The organism is Mesobacillus maritimus, from assembly GCF_019749255.1.
GTDB lineage: Bacteria > Bacillota > Bacilli > Bacillales > Cytobacillaceae > Mesobacillus_B > Mesobacillus_B maritimus_A.
The window spans coordinates 248,773-268,422 of record NZ_JACWFH010000009.1 but is presented as its reverse complement, the minus strand read 5'-3'; the positions used below and the strand labels follow the sequence as shown (position 1 = coordinate 268,422).

The 19,650-nt window shown below is 32.7% G+C and carries 11 protein-coding genes and 2 pseudogenes; 8 read left to right on the top strand and 5 right to left on the bottom strand.

Annotation, left to right across the window (positions count from 1 at the left end; translation table 11 throughout):
* The first annotated feature begins 50 nt into the window (after positions 1 to 50).
* Both H0185_RS09900 and H0185_RS23980 read left to right on the top strand, forming a co-directional pair.
* Positions 51 to 218, top strand: a complete 168-nt coding sequence (locus H0185_RS09900) for a hypothetical protein (RefSeq protein ID WP_221873329.1) — start codon at positions 51 to 53, stop codon at positions 216 to 218.
* A pseudogene (locus H0185_RS23980) lies at positions 172 to 395 on the top strand (group II intron reverse transcriptase/maturase); the annotation flags it as partial. The gene H0185_RS09900 and the pseudogene H0185_RS23980, both read left to right, overlap by 47 nt.
* A gap of 94 nt (positions 396 to 489) precedes the next feature.
* Here H0185_RS23980 and tagD read toward each other — a convergent pair.
* Positions 490 to 888 carry a glycerol-3-phosphate cytidylyltransferase gene (gene tagD, locus H0185_RS09895; protein WP_221873328.1) on the bottom strand — a complete coding sequence of 133 codons (399 nt, stop codon included), beginning with the start codon at positions 886 to 888 and terminating at the stop codon, positions 490 to 492.
* 382 nt (positions 889 to 1,270) lie between these two features.
* The gene (locus H0185_RS09890) at positions 1,271 to 1,744 is read right to left on the bottom strand and encodes an Hsp20/alpha crystallin family protein (RefSeq protein ID WP_221873327.1); all 474 of its coding nucleotides are present in this window, start codon (positions 1,742 to 1,744) and stop codon (positions 1,271 to 1,273) included.
* A 456-nt stretch (positions 1,745 to 2,200) separates the two neighbouring features.
* Here H0185_RS09890 and H0185_RS09885 point away from each other — a divergent pair, with 456 nt between their 5' ends.
* On the top strand, positions 2,201 to 3,169 hold the full coding sequence (locus tag H0185_RS09885; RefSeq protein ID WP_221873326.1) for a hypothetical protein: 969 nt from the start codon (positions 2,201 to 2,203) through the stop codon (positions 3,167 to 3,169).
* A 98-nt stretch (positions 3,170 to 3,267) separates the two neighbouring features.
* Positions 3,268 to 5,805 carry a CDP-glycerol glycerophosphotransferase family protein gene (locus tag H0185_RS09880; protein WP_221873325.1) on the top strand — a complete coding sequence of 846 codons (2,538 nt, stop codon included), beginning with the start codon at positions 3,268 to 3,270 and terminating at the stop codon, positions 5,803 to 5,805.
* Positions 5,806 to 6,103: 298 nt separating this feature from the next.
* On the opposite strand, the gene H0185_RS09875 is transcribed toward H0185_RS09880, so the two are convergent.
* A complete protein-coding gene (locus tag H0185_RS09875; protein WP_221873324.1) occupies positions 6,104 to 7,021 on the bottom strand; it encodes an LCP family glycopolymer transferase in 918 nt (305 codons plus the stop codon).
* A 416-nt stretch (positions 7,022 to 7,437) separates the two neighbouring features.
* On the opposite strand from H0185_RS09875, the gene H0185_RS23975 reads away from it, so the two are divergent.
* The 3 genes from H0185_RS23975 to H0185_RS09860 all read left to right on the top strand — a co-directional run bounded on the left by H0185_RS23975 (position 7,438) and on the right by H0185_RS09860 (position 14,887).
* A complete protein-coding gene (locus tag H0185_RS23975) occupies positions 7,438 to 9,528 on the top strand; it encodes a C39 family peptidase (RefSeq protein WP_246629113.1) in 2,091 nt (696 codons plus the stop codon).
* 349 nt (positions 9,529 to 9,877) lie between these two features.
* The gene (locus H0185_RS09865; protein WP_221873323.1) at positions 9,878 to 12,013 is read left to right on the top strand and encodes a bifunctional glycosyltransferase/CDP-glycerol:glycerophosphate glycerophosphotransferase; all 2,136 of its coding nucleotides are present in this window, start codon (positions 9,878 to 9,880) and stop codon (positions 12,011 to 12,013) included.
* A 216-nt stretch (positions 12,014 to 12,229) separates the two neighbouring features.
* The gene (locus tag H0185_RS09860; RefSeq protein WP_221873322.1) at positions 12,230 to 14,887 is read left to right on the top strand and encodes a bifunctional glycosyltransferase/CDP-glycerol:glycerophosphate glycerophosphotransferase; all 2,658 of its coding nucleotides are present in this window, start codon (positions 12,230 to 12,232) and stop codon (positions 14,885 to 14,887) included.
* Positions 14,888 to 15,260: 373 nt separating this feature from the next.
* Here the strand turns inward: H0185_RS09860 and H0185_RS09855 are convergent, their stop codons facing one another.
* Positions 15,261 to 16,292, bottom strand: a complete 1,032-nt coding sequence (locus tag H0185_RS09855) for an acyltransferase (protein ID WP_221873321.1) — start codon at positions 16,290 to 16,292, stop codon at positions 15,261 to 15,263.
* Positions 16,293 to 16,517: 225 nt separating this feature from the next.
* Positions 16,518 to 17,846, bottom strand: a complete 1,329-nt coding sequence (locus H0185_RS09850; protein WP_221873320.1) for a glycosyltransferase family A protein — start codon at positions 17,844 to 17,846, stop codon at positions 16,518 to 16,520.
* Between the two features lie 209 nt (positions 17,847 to 18,055).
* On the opposite strand from H0185_RS09850, the pseudogene H0185_RS09845 reads away from it, so the two are divergent.
* A pseudogene (locus H0185_RS09845) lies at positions 18,056 to 19,237 on the top strand (CDP-glycerol glycerophosphotransferase family protein); the annotation flags it as partial.
* Positions 19,238 to 19,650: the final 413 nt, after the last annotated feature.

Genomic DNA, 19,650 nt, shown 5'->3' with positions numbered 1-19,650 from the left:
TGGAACCGGCATAAACAGAACCTTTCTTTGCGTGGAAAGGAAGTAGCGTCATGTTAATGGAACGAATCTTGTCACGGGAAAATCTCTTAACTACCCTGAAACGGGTAGAGCGGAACAAAGGAAGTCATTGCGTAGATGGAATGTTAAACCGCTATCTTACGGGATGGTGCAAGGCTCAGAATGTGCGCGTGGAAACAGTGGAAGAAAACCAAAATTAAGAAACTAATTGTTTAGGTTTTTCAGGGAACAAAGCATATGAATGGGGCAACTCCATAAAGAAATACTGGAGAATTGCATATAGTCAAATGTTACACAAAACCCTCGACAACTCTTACTGGAGTCAACGAGGGTTAAGAAGTCTATATAATCGTTATGAAATTTTGCGTCAATCTTAATGGAACCGCCGTATACCGAACGGTACCGGTGGTGTGAGAGGTCGGGGGTTAGTCACCCCCTCATACTCGATTATGTACTATATTCATTATTTCTCTAACCATTTATTTTCTTATGGAGGTCAGTCTTAATTTTTGTTGTCGAGATTCCTACTGTACGAGGTAAATAAATAACCTCACAGTATGATTTTAAGAAATCAAACTCTCCTTTCCAATCATCACCCATAACAAAGATATCAATATGATTGTTTACAATATCATTAACTTTCTGTTCCCAAGTTGTTTCTGGGATGATCTCATCAACATATCTAATTGCCTCAAGAATTACTCTTCTGTTTTCAAAATTATGATAAGTCTTTTTATTTTTCACTTCATTAAACTCATCAGTAGAAAGAGCAACTGTTAAATGATCACCGAGTTCCCTAGCCCTCTTTAAAATATTGATATGACCCCAGTGGATCAGGTCGAATGTTCCATATGTTATTACCTTTTTCATTTCTATACTCCTCCTTTGTTTTCAACGATAGCTAGTATGTTTACGTAATATTTTATGTACTTTTATAAAATATAAACATTATCCAAACATAGGGATGTTAGGGATAGGCTAGAACGGCAATAATATCGACAATAAATGAAACCATTAAATAAATTATTAGCAAACACGAAGAGCTAATTTTATCAATATTGAGAGTCACAATGGTGTTGTAGGTAAGAGTGTTGAATCGTTGTACACAGGAAGACCTGAACAAAAATGAGTATAGGTGAGAGTAAGTTTTTTCGTGGGAAATCCATGTTATTACTAAGGAAAGACTAGCCTGCTACCAACTTTTAAATATCTACCTAAAAAAACAAACAGGCCAAATTATAACCTGTTTGTTTTATTCGCTAATAGCGATAGTTTTCCCTTTTACCTTTGGAATCGATATTTTGAGTAATCCATCTCGGTAGGATGCTTTCACCCTTTTCTCATCAATCAGATAGGGAATTGTAATGGTTTTACTAGTGTGTTGAAATGATTCCCCGCGACGATATATGTGGTTTTTATCATCTTCGTAGGTATAGAGGTCCTGGTGCTTAACAGAGATTGTTATTGTATTGCCTAATATATTAATCCTAATTTGTTCTTTTCGAATACCAGGAAGTTCTGCTGTCACAAGATGTTTATCCTTTTGACTACTTACTTTGACATTAAAGATTTTTTGAGGGAATAAAGGCTGTTTGAAAAATTCATCGATCCCCTCTAGAAACCCCCTAAAGGGTGGGTCGTGAAAAAAGTGATTAAAGGACTTAAACCAATCTCCGAATGGTTCTACTTTAATCGGCAACTTCGACTCGTCAGATTTTTCCATCATGCCACTCAACTCTCCTTATTTTATGGTTAACCTGGGTCAAATAAAGGTTTTTAGTTTATTTTATGTAGGGGTATGGATGGGAGTGCACACTCTAGCTAATCCTGGGCAAAAAAACACCCTGATTCCCTATTAGGTTAATGTTGAGCCTTTTTTTGTATTTTTTGACCTTGTTTTAGAATGTAAGAGAATGGGGTGAAAATGGAGAGAATAGGTACCAGTTGAATGGTATAACCCTACTATTTTGGATGAATGTGAATAAATTGGAAGAAATTTAGATATCCTAGATGTGGTTAACCTTATTTGATAGGATACGCTAAATGGCCTACCGTTACTAAGATATTGGAAAAGAGTAAAAGCTATTTTCCCTTCTTTAATATAAATTTTTTAACAATTTCATTAGTCGTTTTAAGCTGTGTGGTTTTCTTAAAAAGATTAGTATTAAAGCGAGGTACTTTTATGATTGTTGAAATGACGTACTCTAATTGTTTAGTTCCTGTAAATAAACTTGAACTCTTAATGAATACAGAAATAAATACGAATAAAATTCACATTATTAATGAGTTAATTAGAGAGAATGACAGTTGGCTTTTTTCAAATGTAGTTTCCATATCGAAGAGTCAACCAGAATCCAGCTGTGTTCTGGAAATTTCAGGTGAAAGGTATTTAGCATTAGAACAAAGAGGTACAGATAAGGGGATAGATTTAATAGGAATAAAATATCCGAAAAATAATGATATAAATATTGTTATTTGGGCTGATCTATTTGGTGAAGTAATAAAAACGATAATAGAAAAGATTATTCTCAAAATGGCAGAGGAGATAAAATTAAATCTTTTTATTGTTGGGTATGGTCAATTACAGCAGTATATTGAAGCGTTTGCTAGGACAAATAGGGTTGAGCAAAGGCTATATATTATAGATCAGTTAATAGATCCCTTAAAATTAGTATCTTACAGTGACTATTATATTCCTATACCTAAAAGTAGACTCGATATGCTCAAATGGAATGAAGAATCTGTATACATAAGTGGTTATATTTATATTCCAGGTTTTGATCAGAGTACACCTCTTGCTGCAAAGAAAAGATTAATTTTTAGAGATGAAAATAATAAGTTGATTAGAAACGTCCATCTAGAAAATTTGTCCGTAGATTGGCTATCTAGTCATCCGAATCACGGTAACAATAAGTTGAATTATGAATATGCTTGGTTTGCAAAATGGATTGATTTTACTAAACTAATGCTTCCCCAGGGGTTGTACCAATTATCTGTAGGAATTGAACAAAACGGAACCAATCTAGAATATCCATTAATCAATTCTATCCAGAAAGAGATTCCTGGGACTCATCGTATTAAGGATAGTTATTATACTTTTGTAGAAGGTAAAAAGCCAAGAAGAGAAATAAGTTTAAAAGTAAGTCTTTAACCCCCCATTTCATTTAACCTAGATTTGGAAAGGCCCCTTGGTTCATGAAGACTTAGGAAAACAGCTGATTGTTTCCAGATTCAGAAAGGATTCTTAAGGTGAAGAATATTAAAAAATATATTAAAAGAAAAATTTCATTTTTAAAAAAGCCCTTAGATGAATATAAACGTAATAAAAGATTTAGGATACGTGCTAAATATAGCGGTTATATTAATAAGTATAAGGTTAAAAGTGATATTATTTTTTATGAATCCTATCATGGTCAAAACTTTACAGGAAATGTTCTTGCTATATTTTTAAAGCTGCGTGAGATGGAACAATACAGTGGGTACACTCATGTAATCGTATGTAATGAATTAAATCCTTTTATTGAGAGATTTTCTTTAGAAAAAAATGTTGTCGTTGTCACTGTAGATGATGACAAATATTTGAAATATCTTGCAAAAGCTAAATACTTAATAAATAATACCTCGTTTCCATATTACTTTATAAAAAGAGACGAGCAAATATATATAAATACATGGCATGGTACACCTCTTAAGACTTTGGGAATAGATATCAAGAATGCTGGAATAACTGATCATAAAAACATTCAAAGGAATTTATTACAAACTGATATTCTAGTTAGTCCAAATGAGTTTACTTATAAAAAATTATTAAAATCTCAGGATATATTTGAGGTATTCCCGGGAAAGGTGGCCGATATTGGGTACCCACGAGTAGACTTAACACTGAATAATGAGAGATCAAAGGTGTTAGAAAGATTAGGAATTCCAAACCACAAAAAGGTAGTATTGTATGCACCGACTTGGAGAGGGTCGTTAGGAAATGAGAGCGATACAAGCAAGAAGTTGTTAGATGATGTTATACAACTTAAGGGATTCTTAGGGAGCGAGTATGTGGTAGTTTTAAAGGCTCATTTTTTTGCGTATAAATATTTTAAAGAGAATAACCTTGAGGAAATTTGTATACCTAATTATTTTGATACAAATATACTCTTAGCGGGTGTAGACATTCTAATTACCGATTATTCAAGTATTTTCTTTGAGTTCCTCCCCACAGATAGGACAGTTATCTTCTATGGCGAGGATATAGAGCTGTACGGTGAAGAGAGAGGTTTCTATTTGAATTTAGATACGTTACCAGGCCCCCTCTGCTATAAAATAAATGAAGTTGCAGAATGTATAAAGAATGAAGGGGACACAAGGAAACAGTATAACGAGAATTATAAAAGGTATAAGGCCTTATATTGTTATAATGATGATGGAAATTCGACTTTAAGGTTTATTGAGAAGGTCCTAAAAAACGATACAAATCATAAATTTATTAGTACAAGCTCAAACAAAGAAAAAGTGTTATTCTATTGTGGAGCTTTTTATAACAATGGGATAACGACGTCTGTATTAACACTTTTAGATAATATCGATTTTAATAAATATGAAGTTGTCGTAATTGAAAGTCCAGAAGGGAATAATGAGAAATGGAATAATATTAAAAAGGTAAATAGTAATGTGCATTTTATTTATCGTCCAGGTGAATTAAACAAGACTATATTTGAAAGCTATAGACATCAGTGGATATTAAACAGGGGTGTTTCGGGCAAAATGATGGAGGTTGTTGTTCCAAAGGACCTCTATAATAATGAGTTTAAAAGGATAATTGGAAATGTAAACTTTGATTACGCAATTAACTTTGGAGGCTATAGTGACTTTTGGGGCTTGATTTTTGCCTTTTCTGGAGTGAAAAACAAGGCAATTTATTTGCATGCCGATATGGCTGAAGAGTTTAATAAAAAGATAAATGGAAAATATAAACACAAAAAAACATTGAAGGTTATTTTTTCAATATATAAATACTATGATAAGGTAGTATCGGTAGCCGAGTCCACCCATAAAACTAATAAAGAAAACCTGCAAAAATATGTACCTAATGCCACTGAAAAAATGACCTATGTTAATAATTTGGTTAATGACAAAAAAGTTAATGTGCTAAAAGATAGTTATGAAGTGATTCAATATAATAATACAAAGTACTTGATATTGGATCAAAGTCACAGATCTAATTTTATTAGAGTTAAAGGAACCATCAATCCGGACCCTAAAGATGTAAATTTTGTAACTATTGGTAGGTTATCTCCTGAAAAGGGTCACGAAAAGCTAATTAGGGCATTTAGTGCCGCAATTAAACAGATTAAGAATATGAAACTATACATTGCTGGGGAAGGTCCACTTAAGGAATTTCTTCAAGAGTTAATTGTTGAACTCAATATAAAAGATAATGTTTTTCTAGTAGGACAAGTAGAGAATCCATTCGCACTTATTAATAGATGTGATTGTTTTATCCTTTCTTCAAATTACGAAGGCCAAGGTCTGGTTTTGTTAGAAACTATGATAATCGGAAAGCCAATAATTGCAACCGATGTCACAGGGGTTAGGAGTGTGTTAGAAGGAGGATATGGAAAGTTGGTAGAAAACAGTGAAAGTGCTTTAGCTAAGAATATTCTTGAATTTGCTTTGGTAAAAGGAGAACAGGGAAAATTAGATTATCCGAAGTTTGATTATATCCAATATAATAAACAGGCTATGGAACGTTTTTACAATGTTGTATTAAATAATGCGACTATTAAAAATACTTAACATTTTTTCTAGAGGTGAAATCTAAGGATTCTTTGTTTACCCCTTTTCTTCTTTATGTTACTAAAGTGCCTATTAATAGAAACTATCTGCATTGCGGAGTATTGATGCTTCATGTGTTTTGTAAGGATATTATTAATAAGCCAATTTTTTTGAGTACAAAACTTGTTAGGGTAATAGTAAAACCATATGGTTCTACCAAGCATCGGCATGCAAGGCAAACTACGTTTTTAAGATCAAAGAAAGAAAAGGCCAGGAGAGGTTTCCTGGCCTTTTCTGCATGAAATGAATTGAAATCTTATTAATTAGTTATTCCCAAATGATCTTTCATTTCTTTTTGTACTCGTTGCTGTTCCTCTTCTGAAACAAGCTGGTAGGAAACTCCGCCAATGTATGATCCAGTTGCTTCCAACTTAAGTTGTTCGATGTTTGAAGCAGCTTTTCGATAGTTGCTCTGGATATCGACCATTTCCGAAAATGTAATATTAGTTTTTACATTGTGCCCAAGTGCATCAAATATATTGTCAAACTTGGTTAACGATCCCAAGCTTGCCCCTTTACTGATGACCCCCTGGATTACTTGGCGCTGTCGCTTTTGTCGGCCGAAATCTCCCTGTGGGTCTTGTTTTCTCATTCGAACATAGGCTAAAGCCTCTCGCCCATCCAAATCAATCGAGCCTTGAGGAAAATGAAAGCTACCTTCGGTGAACTCCATATCATTATTAACCGTTATCCCACCAACAGCATTCACAATATCCTGAAAGCCTTCCATATTCACCTTTAAGTAATAGTCAATCGGTATATCGAGGAAGTTCTCCACAGTATCCATAGCCATTTCTACTCCACCAAAAGCATAAGCGTGGTTAATTTTATCCTGTGTACCTCGGCCAATAATTTCTGTATAAGTATCTCGTGGAATACTAAGCATCTTTACCGAGTTTTTTTCTGGATTAACCGTTAAGACAATGATGGTGTCTGAACGACCTTTGTCACCTTCTCGTTCATCTACGCCAAGCATTAAGGCAGTAAACGGTTCCCTCTTTTTAAATGTTATTTCCCGCTGGGGTCTTTCAATCGGTTCATGCATTGTGTCAACCGCATTCGTAAGTGATCTATATACAGTAAATAGGTAAGCTCCAACTGAAATTAATAATAATAATAAAATAAAACCCGTAATGCGGAGCCATTTTCTTTTTTTCTTTTTTTTATCAGCTCTCATATTCGTCCTCCAAGTTTTTACAAATTTTGCAATCGAACTTTAGAATAACAGAAATTTAGTTAAAATGGTATAAGAACTGCTTTAAAACACCCCACTTTATGAGAGAATTGGTGGAACATTTGTATAGAAAAATTAAATCGGAAGTGCCATGAAAAATTCTTTGAGAAATTGTAGTATAATTATTATTCAATTGAATTTGATATCGATAATAATGATTGCTATGTGTTATTAACCATTCATCACCACGCATCTATAATTAAACTATATAATGAGTTTGCCCTATAGGGATGATAATATTGGGATGATATAGGAATTTAATTATCATAATTCAAGGGAATTTTCAAAACAAGATAGCGTAGTGCAATCAGTATTTATGGTTATCTAATATTAATTAGAGGAATTTGAAAGGAGACACAATGGGTAAAAAAGTAGGTATTGCTTTAATTAGTATTGCACTTGCATTTCCCTCTCTTGGAAATTATGTGAAAGCTAATGAACCTAAAAAAGCAGTTGAAGAACAAATTGAGATTCAAGATGAAATGTTGACAACAGATACGAATGTTTCTGATGAAGCTTCTATGAAGGAGGCAGGAAAATCCACAAATGCGGAGGGTTCTGTTAATTCTTCTGAAATAGTAGAAGAACAAGTCATTAATAATGAAGTAGAAGAAGAGGCAATTGGGAATCAGACTTTAGAAGATTTAAAGAATGATAGAAAAAGTGAAACTCAGCAAGAAGTTGAAGAGAAAGATTTAGAAGAACAGCCAATAAGAGAAAAAGACGGAACAAAAAAAGAACTAAGTAGGCATAATGATCAAATAGTTGTTAAAGGTGAAACAACCTATCACCTTAACAAGGAAGGAGAAGTTACCTATTCTGAAATTCATTCAGATGGGAGGATTATAAAAATACAGGAATATTATCCTGGAAGTAATCAAGAAAATGCAGAAGGAAGAATAAAATATGTTTTTCGGATTGATGAGGACGGATTCATAGTGAATGCAGCAAAGCTAGATAAGGGGACTCAGAGAATAACAAACTATTATGAGTACTACTTTAAGACTCCATACGGTTCACATGGGTCAAAAATCCAATATGTTTTTGACATAAATGCATCTGGTCATGTAATTAAAGCATTAAAGCGAGAGAAAGGAACGCAACGGGTAGTAACCAGATATGAGTATTATCCAAACACGGCATATGGTTCTCATGGTAGCCAAATCCAATATGTATTCGATATTAATACATCGGGTCATCTTACAAAAGCTTTAAGAAGAGACAAAGTAACGAAAAGGGTAGTTACTAGATATGAATACTACCCAAACACGGCATATGGTTCCCATGGGAGTTATATCCAATATGTATTCGATATTAATTCATCAGGTCATCTAACAAAAGCATTAAAACGAGAGAAAGGAACGCAGCGGGTAGTTACTAGGTATGAATACTACCCAAACACAGTATATGGTTCCCATGGGGGTCAAGTTCAATATGTATTCGACATTAATGGATTAGGTCACATAACTAAAGCATTAAAGCGAGACCAAAGAACGCATCAGGTAGTAGCTAGATATGAATATTATCCGAATACTTTTTATGGTAAACACGGAAATAAAATACAGTATGTCTTTGATATTAATTCTTTAGGCTATGTAACTAAAGCATTTAAGAGAGAACCAGTAACACAACGAATACAGACTAGATATGAATACTATCCCAAAGTCAATTATGGTTCACATAGTGATCAAATTCAGTATGTATTTGATATCAATAGTTCAGGGTATGTAACAAAAGCATTTAAGAAAGAACGAGGAACACAACGGGTAGTAACCAGATATGAATACTATCCGAAAGCAAAGTACGGTAATCATGGGAAACAAATCCAATACGTATTCGACATTAATAGCTTAGGGTATGTAGTAAATGCTTTTAAGAGGGACCAACATTCACAGAAAATTGTAAAGAGGTACGAATATTATCCAAAAACCATGTATGGAAGTCATGGATCAAAAATTAGTGGAATTCTTTTAAATGTGCCTCTTACGCCACAACTTCCTGAATTACCAACTGGTTGTGAAATTACGGCAGTGACGATGATGCTCCAGTATAAGGGGGCAAATGTTGATAAGATAAAACTAGCAAGGGAAATGCCAAAACATCCATGGGATCCAAGTTATGGATATGTAGGGGACCCATTCACTAAAAGGGGATGGACAGTTTATCCTTCAGCTTTAATGGGACTCGTTAAGAAATATGCAGGAAGTTCAGAGAATCTAACAGGTAAAAGTAATGACTTTATTGATAAGAACCTGTCAAATAATAAGCCAGTAGTGGTTTGGGTTTCTCCAATGCATGGTTTCTCTGTTCATGCATTAGTATTAACAGGATATAATCAAAAAAGTTACTACTTTAACGATCCTTGGACCGGAGAAAAGGATGTTAAAATGAGTAAATCTGAATTCAATAAAATTTGGAAAAATCAAAGTAAGCGAGCTATTTCTTATTAAAATGATTAGTGACTTTACAGTAAAAGGGTGATTGTCCATCTGGGACGTCACCTTTTTCAGTTGTTAAACTCATAGGTTCTATGCTTACTTTGAATTTATCGTAAACTATATTACTTCGGGATATGATAATAAGTACATGGATTAATTAAAATGGTACTTTAAGTTCATTAGTATTTGATTAAGAAGTATCAAGTAGCGTGTTAAGATTTAAACACGTAGCCAATGTTTATGGTTAAGATTGAGACACAATATTCCCAATATCAAAAGGGACCACAGTATACATGTTGAAGAATAATTGATAGAATCTAAAAAGAGTATTGCTCAATATTAGGAGTGTGAAAGTAATAGTATGAATACTCATCAGGAACAAAAGGTATCCATCATCATGCCTTACTACAATACAAGTGAATTTGTAAGAGATAGTCTAAGTTCAGTTTTGTCACAAACATATAGAAACTTAGAATTGGTTATTATTAATGATGGTTCAAATACCGAAGAAACAGAATATCTAGAATCCCTTTTGGTGGACGATAGAATTATCTATAGAAAGAATGAAACTAATAAAGGTGTCGCTTTTGCCAGAAATAGCGGATTGAAATTTGCAACCGGGGAAATGATTTATTTCCTTGATAGCGACGACATATTAGTCAATGACACCATTGAGTTATTAATTAAAAATATTCATGAATACCCAGCAATTTTTGGAACTACGAAAAAATTGCTTAGACCTTCTGATTTAGACTCGCCAAGCGATATGGCAGAGGTACTGGTTAACCTGGAAAAGAGTAGCAGTTTATTTAATGGTGGAAGTATCCTAAACGTATTAATTAAACGGGACTTCATAATAGACAAAGCTATTCACTTCTTAGAGGATACGAAAGGCTCCACGGATATTACTGGGATAATTCCTTTTATAGATGCGAAAGGGACGCTGCCTAAGGTAAATAGAATTACATATTATAAGCGGGTCAGAAATGATCCAATAACAAACCCTAGTCTTGCACAAAGACCTATAGAAGAGGTTGCAAAGGATTTTATTACTGTCTACACTACTCTGAAAGAGCTTCCGACTTCAGAAAATGTGAAAATCTATTTAGATCAGCAACTAATTAATTTTTATCGAAGAAATGTAACGAGAACCTTTAATGTAGAAGAGAAATTCGATGAACTATTTGCTGTCTTCGGTAAGGCTGTAAAAATGATGGATTCATCAATGATCCAATTTCAACCTAGGCACATTAAGAGTGAATTAAATCATCTTAAAAAAGGAAATAAAGCTAAATTCAAAAGGGTCCTCAAACTCCATATAGAAGCGCTAGAATTAAAAGGGGTTATTGTAGGGAATAAAAGTCTCAAGCGTTATATTTATAAGAAGGCGTTTTTGAAATTGCCTATGAAGGAGAATTATATTGTATTTGAAAGTTTCTTGGGAAAAAATTATTCGGACAGCCCTAGAAATATATATGAGTATATTACGGAAAATAATTTAAAATTCAAGTGTGTGTGGGTTTTTAATGATAAAAACAGAAAAATTCCTGGTGATGCAAAAGTAGTAAAGAGGTTTAGCCTTGCTTATTATTATTATTTAGCTGTATCAAAGTATTGGGTAAATAATATGCGGCAACCATTACACCTAGTTAAGCGTAAAGATAATATCTTCCTTGAGACTTGGCATGGGACCCCCCTAAAAAAGCTTGTGTTTGATATGAAGGATGTTTATTCTGCGAACCCTCGATATAAACGAGACTTTTTTTTGCAATCGCGTGCTTGGGATTATCTTTTATCCCCAAATCGGTATTCTTCTGACATTTTTCGAAGTGCATTTAAGTTTGAAAAAGAGATGTTGGAGTACGGGTATCCGAGAAATGACCTTTTATATGCACCTGACCGAATGGTACGAGCGAGTCAAATAAAGAAGGCCCTAGGTATTCCTGAAGAGAAGAAAGTTGTCCTTTATGCTCCAACATGGAGAGACGATGACTTTTATGAACCGGGTAAATACAAGTTTGATCTAAAACTGGATTTAAAGAAGATGAAAGATAAATTAGGTGAGCAGTATGTGGTGGCGTTAAGGATGCACTATTTCATTGCAGATAACTTAAATATTGAAGGGTTAGAAGGTTTCGCCTATAATCTTTCAAAGTATGATGATATAGCTGAGCTCTACTTAATTTCTGATATCCTAATTACTGATTATTCTTCTGTATTTTTCGATTATGCAAATCTTAAAAGGCCGATATTGTTTTATACTTATGACCTAGAGAAATATAGAGATCAATTACGTGGATTTTATATTGACTTTGAGAATGAGGCTCCAGGACCTTTGTTGAAGACAAGCGGTGAGGTTATCGAGACAATCCAGAATATTGAGCTTATAGAGAAGACCTACGAAAAAACATATGAGGAGTTTTATGAGAAGTTTTGTAGTTGGCATGATGGTAAGTCAACGGAGAAAATTGTAAAACGAGTTTTTATGAGTGAATGATTAGCCTGTTTATAAACACTGCGTAACCACATTTAGTATTAAGCCCAAACTTTCCTAGGTGAGGGCTTTTCCATGTGAATATACACTGGTTCATTAAAAGTATAAAAATTTAATACTGTGTAAAGGTTAATTATAATAGATAATATTGATACGGCTTTCTGTACATAAAAAATAGAGGCAATTAGAATAAGACTTCAATCAAAGTGAGGACATAAAATGGAATATAAATTTAAGTTCACTGTAATAATGCCAATTTATAATGTTGATGAATACTTAGAGGAATCAATATTATCAGTCATAAATCAGGATATCGGCTTCAGTGATATCCAACTAATCCTGGTAAACGATGGTAGTGCTGATTCGTCTGAAGACATTTGTTTAAAATACTCAGAAAAATACCCTGAGAATATTACATATCTAAAACAGAAGAATTCAGGGGTAAGTGCAGCACGTAACTTTGGGATGAAATACATTAAGGGTAAGTATGTTAACTTCCTTGACCCTGATGACTTATGGCCAGTCGATACATTTACAAAAGTCTATGACAAATTTGAAAAGTGGAATGATAAGGTAGATGTCATTGCGGCAAGAATAAAACTTTTCGGTGCCCAAAATGGTTATCATATGCTTGACTATAAATTTAAAAAGGATCGAGTAGTTGACATATTTGAGGACTACGATTTTATTCAGTTAAGCTGTCCGACAACTTTTATTAAAGAAGAAGCACTAAGAAATTCTGAATTCGATACCCGATTAAAGTTTGCAGAGGATTCTAAGTTCCTCACACCAATTATTTTAGATAAACAAAAATATGGGGTGATGGGTTCTGTTACGTACCTTTATCGAAAACGGGAAGATAATTCATCAGCTTTACAAATTAGTGGGGAATCAAAGAGGTGGTACTTCGACACTCCTGAGTACGCTTTGAAGTATGCTTTGGAATATTCAATAGAGAAATTCGGTCGAGTTATCCCATACGTACAATTTTATATTATGTATGATTTGCAGTGGCGAATTAAGGGGCAAGTGTCTAACCAATTAACAGAAGAAGAGGTAAAGAAATATAAAAATACTATCGTTGAATTATTAAAATACATTGATGATGATATCATAATGGAACAAAGACATCTGTGGAGAGAACATAAAGTTTGGGCGCTGTGTTTAAAATATGGGAGAGATATTAGAAAAGAATTTCAATATAAAAAGGGGATTTTTTCCTTTAATAATATCGAAATTGATAAGATAACGAATAAGAATAAATTGGTCATTGAGATTCTTGAGGTTAATAAGAATATGTTACTTATTGAAGGGTATTCAAATTTCCTACTTCCTGAGGATGATTATCAAATTTACTTTGAAACAAATAATGGCGATGTAATTAATGTCGAAAAAGTTAAAAGAAACAAAACATCAATTGCATTTAACGAAGCATTTTATAATATTAATGGCTTTAGGGTTGAAATCCCACTTAAAAAGGTTAAAAACGTTAAAGTAATGATTAAATATAGGCAACACGATAAAGCAATAAGGTTGGATTTTGGTAAGTTCTCCAAGATAAGTAAATTAGCAAATGCTTATTATACAAAGGGGAATATATTAATTAAACATCACAAAAATCGTTTAGTTATACAAAAGAGAACGATGAAGTCTCATTTGAAAAATGAACTCAAATTTCAAAAAATCTTATTTGAAAAAAAAGAATATAATATTATGTTCTATAGATTGATGTATATGTTAGTCAAGTACTTCCAAAATCTATTTGGTAATAAAAAAGAAATTTGGCTGTTGTCAGATAGAATTACAGTGGCTAATGACAATGCAGAGCACATGTTTAAATATATTGCAAGTCAAAAAAATAACAATATTAAAGCGTATTTTGTTATTTCTAAAGATAGCCCTGATTTTAAACGAATGAAAAAGTTTGGTGATGTTATTGATTATGATTCATTTAAATATAAGCTCTACTTTTTATTGTGTTCAAAATTAATTTCTTCACATGCTGATGAGTTTGTGATAAACGCTTTTGGCAATAAAAAGAAGTATGTTAAGGACCTATATAAATATAAATTTGTCTTCCTACAGCATGGAATCACTAAAGAGGATATTTCAGGTTGGTTAAATAAATACAGTAAAGATATAAAACTTTTCGTTACTGCTGGTAAAGAGGAATATAAATCAATATTGAATTATGACTTTTTCTATAATGAGGATGTTGTCAAACTTACAGGATTCCCTAGATATGATAATTTATTAAGTGAAAGTTCTGGACAGAATAAAACAATCCTTATTATTCCGACATGGCGAAAATATCTTGCTGGCCCTTTAGATGAGAAAAAACAAAGGACCTATAGCAGTCAATTTAAGGAAAGTGAATACTTTAAGTTTTATAATTCACTCATTAATGATCCAAAGTTATTGAAGGTAATGGAAAAGTACAACTATAAAGGAAAGTTTTGTTTGCATCCAGCTATATCCATTCAGATTGATGACTTTCAAGATAACGAGTGGATTAAGCTTGAAAGGAAGCCAGTAGATTACCAAGAAGAGTTTAAAAAGAATTCAATGATGGTTACTGATTATTCTAGTGTCTTTTTTGACTTTGCATATTTAAAAAAGCCAATAATTTATAACCATTTTGATGAACAAGAATTCTACCAAAGCCACTTATACCAAGAGGGTTACTTCAGCTATGAAAGAGATGGTTTCGGACCAGTATATTATGACTATGAATCAACCCTCAATGGTATCATTAACCTAATCGAAAAAGGTTGTATTATGGAGGACAAGTATATAAAACGAGTTTCGAACTTTTATTATAAATTTGACACTGATAATCGAAAACGGGTATATGAGGAAATCCTTAATTTACAATAAATGATTTTTAAGGTATTTGGGATACTATAAATGATTAGTTCAGAAAAATGAAGTAAAGAAAATTAGAAAAAACTGTACCCTAATTGTACTGCTGTTAAACAATTGGGATACAGTTTTTTCTTACTGAAGATTTAATAAAGCTATTGTATAAATTGCTTAACCGGGATAAAGGTGTACAATTATAGTTCAAAGCTGCTAAGAAAATTTTATAGCAAACACATTGACTTTTATTGAGCATTCTAAAAAGTAAGCTCTAATAACCTAATTGTCCTAAATAATACTGAGAAATGAGTTTAAGTTAACTCTAATTCGTACTTACTAGAAAACAAAGTGTTTTAATATTTCTTTTATATCCTCTCATGAGAATATGGCTCTAACCAATTGAAACTTTCTTGAGATACTTTAATTTTTCCCTCTTCCAAAATAAATTTAAAAAAAGCTTTCTACTGAGTTCAATTAGCACACATCCAAAGAAGATAATTGTAACGGATATTACTAAGTGTAAAAAGAACCAATTGCTATTCCAAAAGAGATTTGTCCTTAATATGTCTCGGAAAATTATTTCTCTTAAGGGTGGTTCAGTGTGAATCAAATAAATCGGAAATGTAAATGTAGCTAAATAATTAATTGCTTTAAATTCAATATTCAGTTTTGAGAAAAATAAGAATATGGAAACTGCACTCAGTAAATTAAAAAAAGAATTATAATCATAATTTTGGAATCCTGTTATTGCTAATCCAAAAGTTACTGTTACTGACAATAAGTACAGTCCCAAATAGAACCATTTACTCAATGAATTACTATAATGTAGCTTAAAATATGCAGCTATGCAGTAGAGAAGAACAAAGCTTAATACACCGTATCCATTGTCGTTATAGGAAAGATCTCTAAGCAGTGTCGGCATAATTGATAGTGTCACAATCAAAACTATTAAGAATTGTTGAAACTGCCGTTTTGTTAATTGTGTTAATAATTTGTTTAAAAATGGAGATAAAGCAAATAAAACAATATATGATGCAACAAACCACTTTGCACCATAGAAGGGAACTAAAGCTAGTAAGAACTCTTTAATACTAAAGGTTAAGCCATTTATGCCAAGTAAAGAGGTGAACAGATAAAATACACCCCCATAAAAAATAGCTATAGTTGCTAAGTTTAATGCTTTGATAAGTTTTACTTGATTTTTTCCAATCATGAAATAACCTGACACCAAAACGAAGCAGTTGACCGCTATAATACTCATGCTTTCTAGGAAGTGCATTACGTAATAGTTATAAGAGTATATTGGTACATGACGTAAAGCCCCACCCATATTACCATTAAAGTAATGGAGTATTAAAACCATAATAATTGATATAACTTTTAATAATTCAAAATTACTATATCTTTTTTTAATTTCCTCCATAGCCCAGTCTCCTTAAATGAAATGTTGTTTAATAAATCCTCATTTCTAGACCATAAGAATTCTTTACATTATGTAGTGCATAATAGGCTTGTCTATTGCTATTCGTATTAATCTAAAGACACAGATAATAAACCTTGTTCCTACGACAACTGTTGGGATGATAACCTTTCGAAAATGTTACCTAAAATTTCCTATTAAAATAGAGATTCTGCTCTTTGTTTGTTATCATTTTTTTACATTCCATAAATTCACTTTATTTAGAAGAATTCTCTCTCCATTTTCCATTTCTAGACCAAACTGGAATTTAATTCGATAAAAAGGAAGGGAAGCTTTAAAACCTGTATGTTCATAGTTCCGTACAATTGTCCCCCAAATTGTTCTCAATTTGCTAGGTAACGGTTTTCTTGTTAAATAAGTAATTTTATTTTTGCTTTGAATAAACAAACGATCTGCAGGTTTCATCATATATTCTTTATTCATAAAATGGCCTTCAACTGACCAGGTAAACCCATTAAGATTACAGCTAGTTATAGTTACATTTTGCCTTTTTAATTTCCCTTGGTCCGGTAAATAAGGCCAGCCATTCTTTCTCAAATTTAACATGTATTTTTTATAATAAAAGGGCATATCTTGTTTCTTTATATATTCTTCCTCGAACTCTTGCAGGAGGCTAACGAATGCTGTGAAAAATTCCTTAAGTTCTTCTTCGTCAAGCACTTTATAAATGATTTCGTTATTTTTGGGGAAGAGATATAACCTCATATGATAAATAACCAAAAATTGAACGTAAGGAAGCACTGTACCATATATACGTTTTGATTCATTAATTACGCTTATGTAGCATTTTTTTATCATTTCTGTATAGCGAGATTTGTTATACCATGAATTACTTACCAAGGAATCTTCTTGTGCTCGTTTTCGATAATAATACTTTGCATCAGCTACAACACCGTATTGGTTATGTTTTAATAAAAAGGTATTGATTAAAAGAGCGTCTTCCCAAAAGTTCAATTCAGTATTGAACCGCAATTTGTTCTCATTGGTAAAATGAGTAGCTTTAAAAAAGCAACCACCTATATGGAAGTGAATCGCTTGGTATTCCTTCGTAATGTCGATAACGCGATCGCCTTCATCAAACCGGTAGTTTAGACGGTGAGGGGTATCGATTCTTTCAAAGTGATAAAGTGGAATAACAGCCAAGTCAATATCTTGGTTCTTTAAGAAAAATGAATTTACCTTTTCAAGAGTAATCTCTGATAAATAATCATCCGCATCTAAAAATCCAATATAATCAGTGCGAGTAGAGACATGGTCTAATCCAATATTCCTCGCGTGAGCTGGCCCCGAATTGTTACATTCAATAAATTTAATGTTTTCCGGCCACTGACTAACGTATTTTAGGCAAATATTTTTTGAGTGATCTGTACTCCCATCGTCAACCAAGACAATCTCAACGTGCTTCCTAAAATCTAAAGATTGAGTGATAATACTATCGACAGCTTTACTTATATATGGTCCTGCATTAAATACAGGAATAATAATAGAAATTTTCATGTGATTCGACCCCCTAGGTTAACTTATTATATGTATTTTGATGAAAGTAGATCCAGTTGTTGCGAGTGGTAGCAATTGTATTATAGTATAAAGAAAGAAAAGGACAAAGTATTAGAGAAGGAGCGAAAGCTGAAGGGTAATTTTATTTAATAAAAATCATCCCCCTTAAAAGAGACACATTTATTTTAAACATGAGGTGATCATACGAGTTGTTTGCATATATAAAAAAACTGTCTATAACAAAATTAGCTTATAAAATACTGTTTAAACTTATTTCTATTCTTCCTCGGAAAAAGAAACTTATTATGTTCGAGAGTTTTTTAGGAAAACAATATAGCTGCAATCCTAGGGCAATCTATGAGTACCTTAAGGAAAATCACCCTGAATATGAAATGTACTGGAGCGTGGATCCCCAGTTTGAAAAGGCTTTTATCGAAAAAAACCTCCCATATATAAAGAGATTTTCAATAAAATGGTTATTTCTAATGGGGAGGGCAGCTTTCTGGGTGACGAATAGTCGTATGCCAATTTGGATTCCGAAACCAAAGAAAACAATCTATTTACAAACCTGGCATGGAACTCCCTTAAAGAAGCTTGCCCATGATATGGAAGAAGTATTGATGCCAGGAACTTCAACTGAAAAGTATAAGGAAAACTTTTATAAAGAATCGAGGAATTGGGATTACCTGGTTTCTCCTAATCGATATTCAACAGAAATCTTTAAAAGGGCATTCCGTTTTGATAAGACCATAATTGAAACAGGTTATCCAAGAAATGATGTTTTTTACAAAAATGATATTGCCAACCATGCTATGGCATTTAAAAAAAAGCATAATATTCCAAAAGATAAAAAAGTGATTCTCTATGCTCCTACTTGGAGAGATAATCAATACTATCAAGTAGGACGCTACAAGTTTGATTTACACTTGGACTTAGCAACACTGAGAGAAGAATTAGGAAATGAATATATCGTTATTCTTCGTATGCATTATTTAGTAGCGGAAAATTTTGACCTTGATTCGTATGAAGGATTCGCATTTGATTTTTCTAAGCATGAAGATATACAAGAGTTATATCTGATTAGTGATGTTTTAGTAACGGATTATTCCTCTGTATTTTTTGACTATGCTAACTTAAATCGACCGATGATTTTCTATGTTTATGACATTGATGAATACCGAAATGATATAAGAGGTTTTTATTTTGACCTGGAGAAAGACGCTCCAGGGCCGTTAGTTCGCACAACAACGGAGGTAATTACTGAGATTAAACAAGCGTTGCAAAAAGTGGATACCACCGATCGATATTTTAATTTTTATAACAAATTTTGTTACTTGGAAGATGGTCACTCAACTAAGAGAGTTGTTAATGAAGTCATCTTAAGTAACTAAAAAAAATGAAAAACCACCAACTCATATGATGTTGGTGGTTTTCATATGTAAAGGATAATATAGTAGATAACTTGCTTTATGTCGTTTGATGTGAAAATTTGTAATAAAGAGTAACAGTACTTACCATTAGATAAATTGAAAAAGTTGCCGAAAAGCTGTTCACAAAATCATATTTGTGAAGGATAATAGTCTTTGTAACTTTAAGAATGCTAGAAAAGGTGGGGGAGTGTTCACTTTCAAAAATTTGTTACTGTCGAAAAAAGACTAAACGTGTTTGGATGTTTTAATAGATTAATTGACGCTTAGTTGATAATTGATGTTCCTGTTAAGCTATTTTCATAGCGTATCTACATTACATGAAGTGAGGTTATTTTTTAGTATTAAGGAAAAAGCGACTATAGAAATCTATGGGA

Coding starts and splice junctions, on each gene's coding strand:
- H0185_RS09900 (WP_221873329.1), top strand. CDS start 51: ATGTTAATGGAACGAATCTTGTCACGGGAAAATCTCTTAACTACCCTG.
- tagD (WP_221873328.1), bottom strand. CDS start 888: ATGAAAAAGGTAATAACATATGGAACATTCGACCTGATCCACTGGGGT.
- H0185_RS09890 (WP_221873327.1), bottom strand. CDS start 1,744: ATGATGGAAAAATCTGACGAGTCGAAGTTGCCGATTAAAGTAGAACCA.
- H0185_RS09885 (WP_221873326.1), top strand. CDS start 2,201: ATGATTGTTGAAATGACGTACTCTAATTGTTTAGTTCCTGTAAATAAA.
- H0185_RS09875 (WP_221873324.1), bottom strand. CDS start 7,021: ATGAGAGCTGATAAAAAAAAGAAAAAAAGAAAATGGCTCCGCATTACG.
- H0185_RS23975 (WP_246629113.1), top strand. CDS start 7,438: ATGGGTAAAAAAGTAGGTATTGCTTTAATTAGTATTGCACTTGCATTT.
- H0185_RS09865 (WP_221873323.1), top strand. CDS start 9,878: ATGAATACTCATCAGGAACAAAAGGTATCCATCATCATGCCTTACTAC.
- H0185_RS09860 (WP_221873322.1), top strand. CDS start 12,230: ATGGAATATAAATTTAAGTTCACTGTAATAATGCCAATTTATAATGTT.
- H0185_RS09855 (WP_221873321.1), bottom strand. CDS start 16,292: ATGGAGGAAATTAAAAAAAGATATAGTAATTTTGAATTATTAAAAGTT.
- H0185_RS09850 (WP_221873320.1), bottom strand. CDS start 17,846: ATGAAAATTTCTATTATTATTCCTGTATTTAATGCAGGACCATATATA.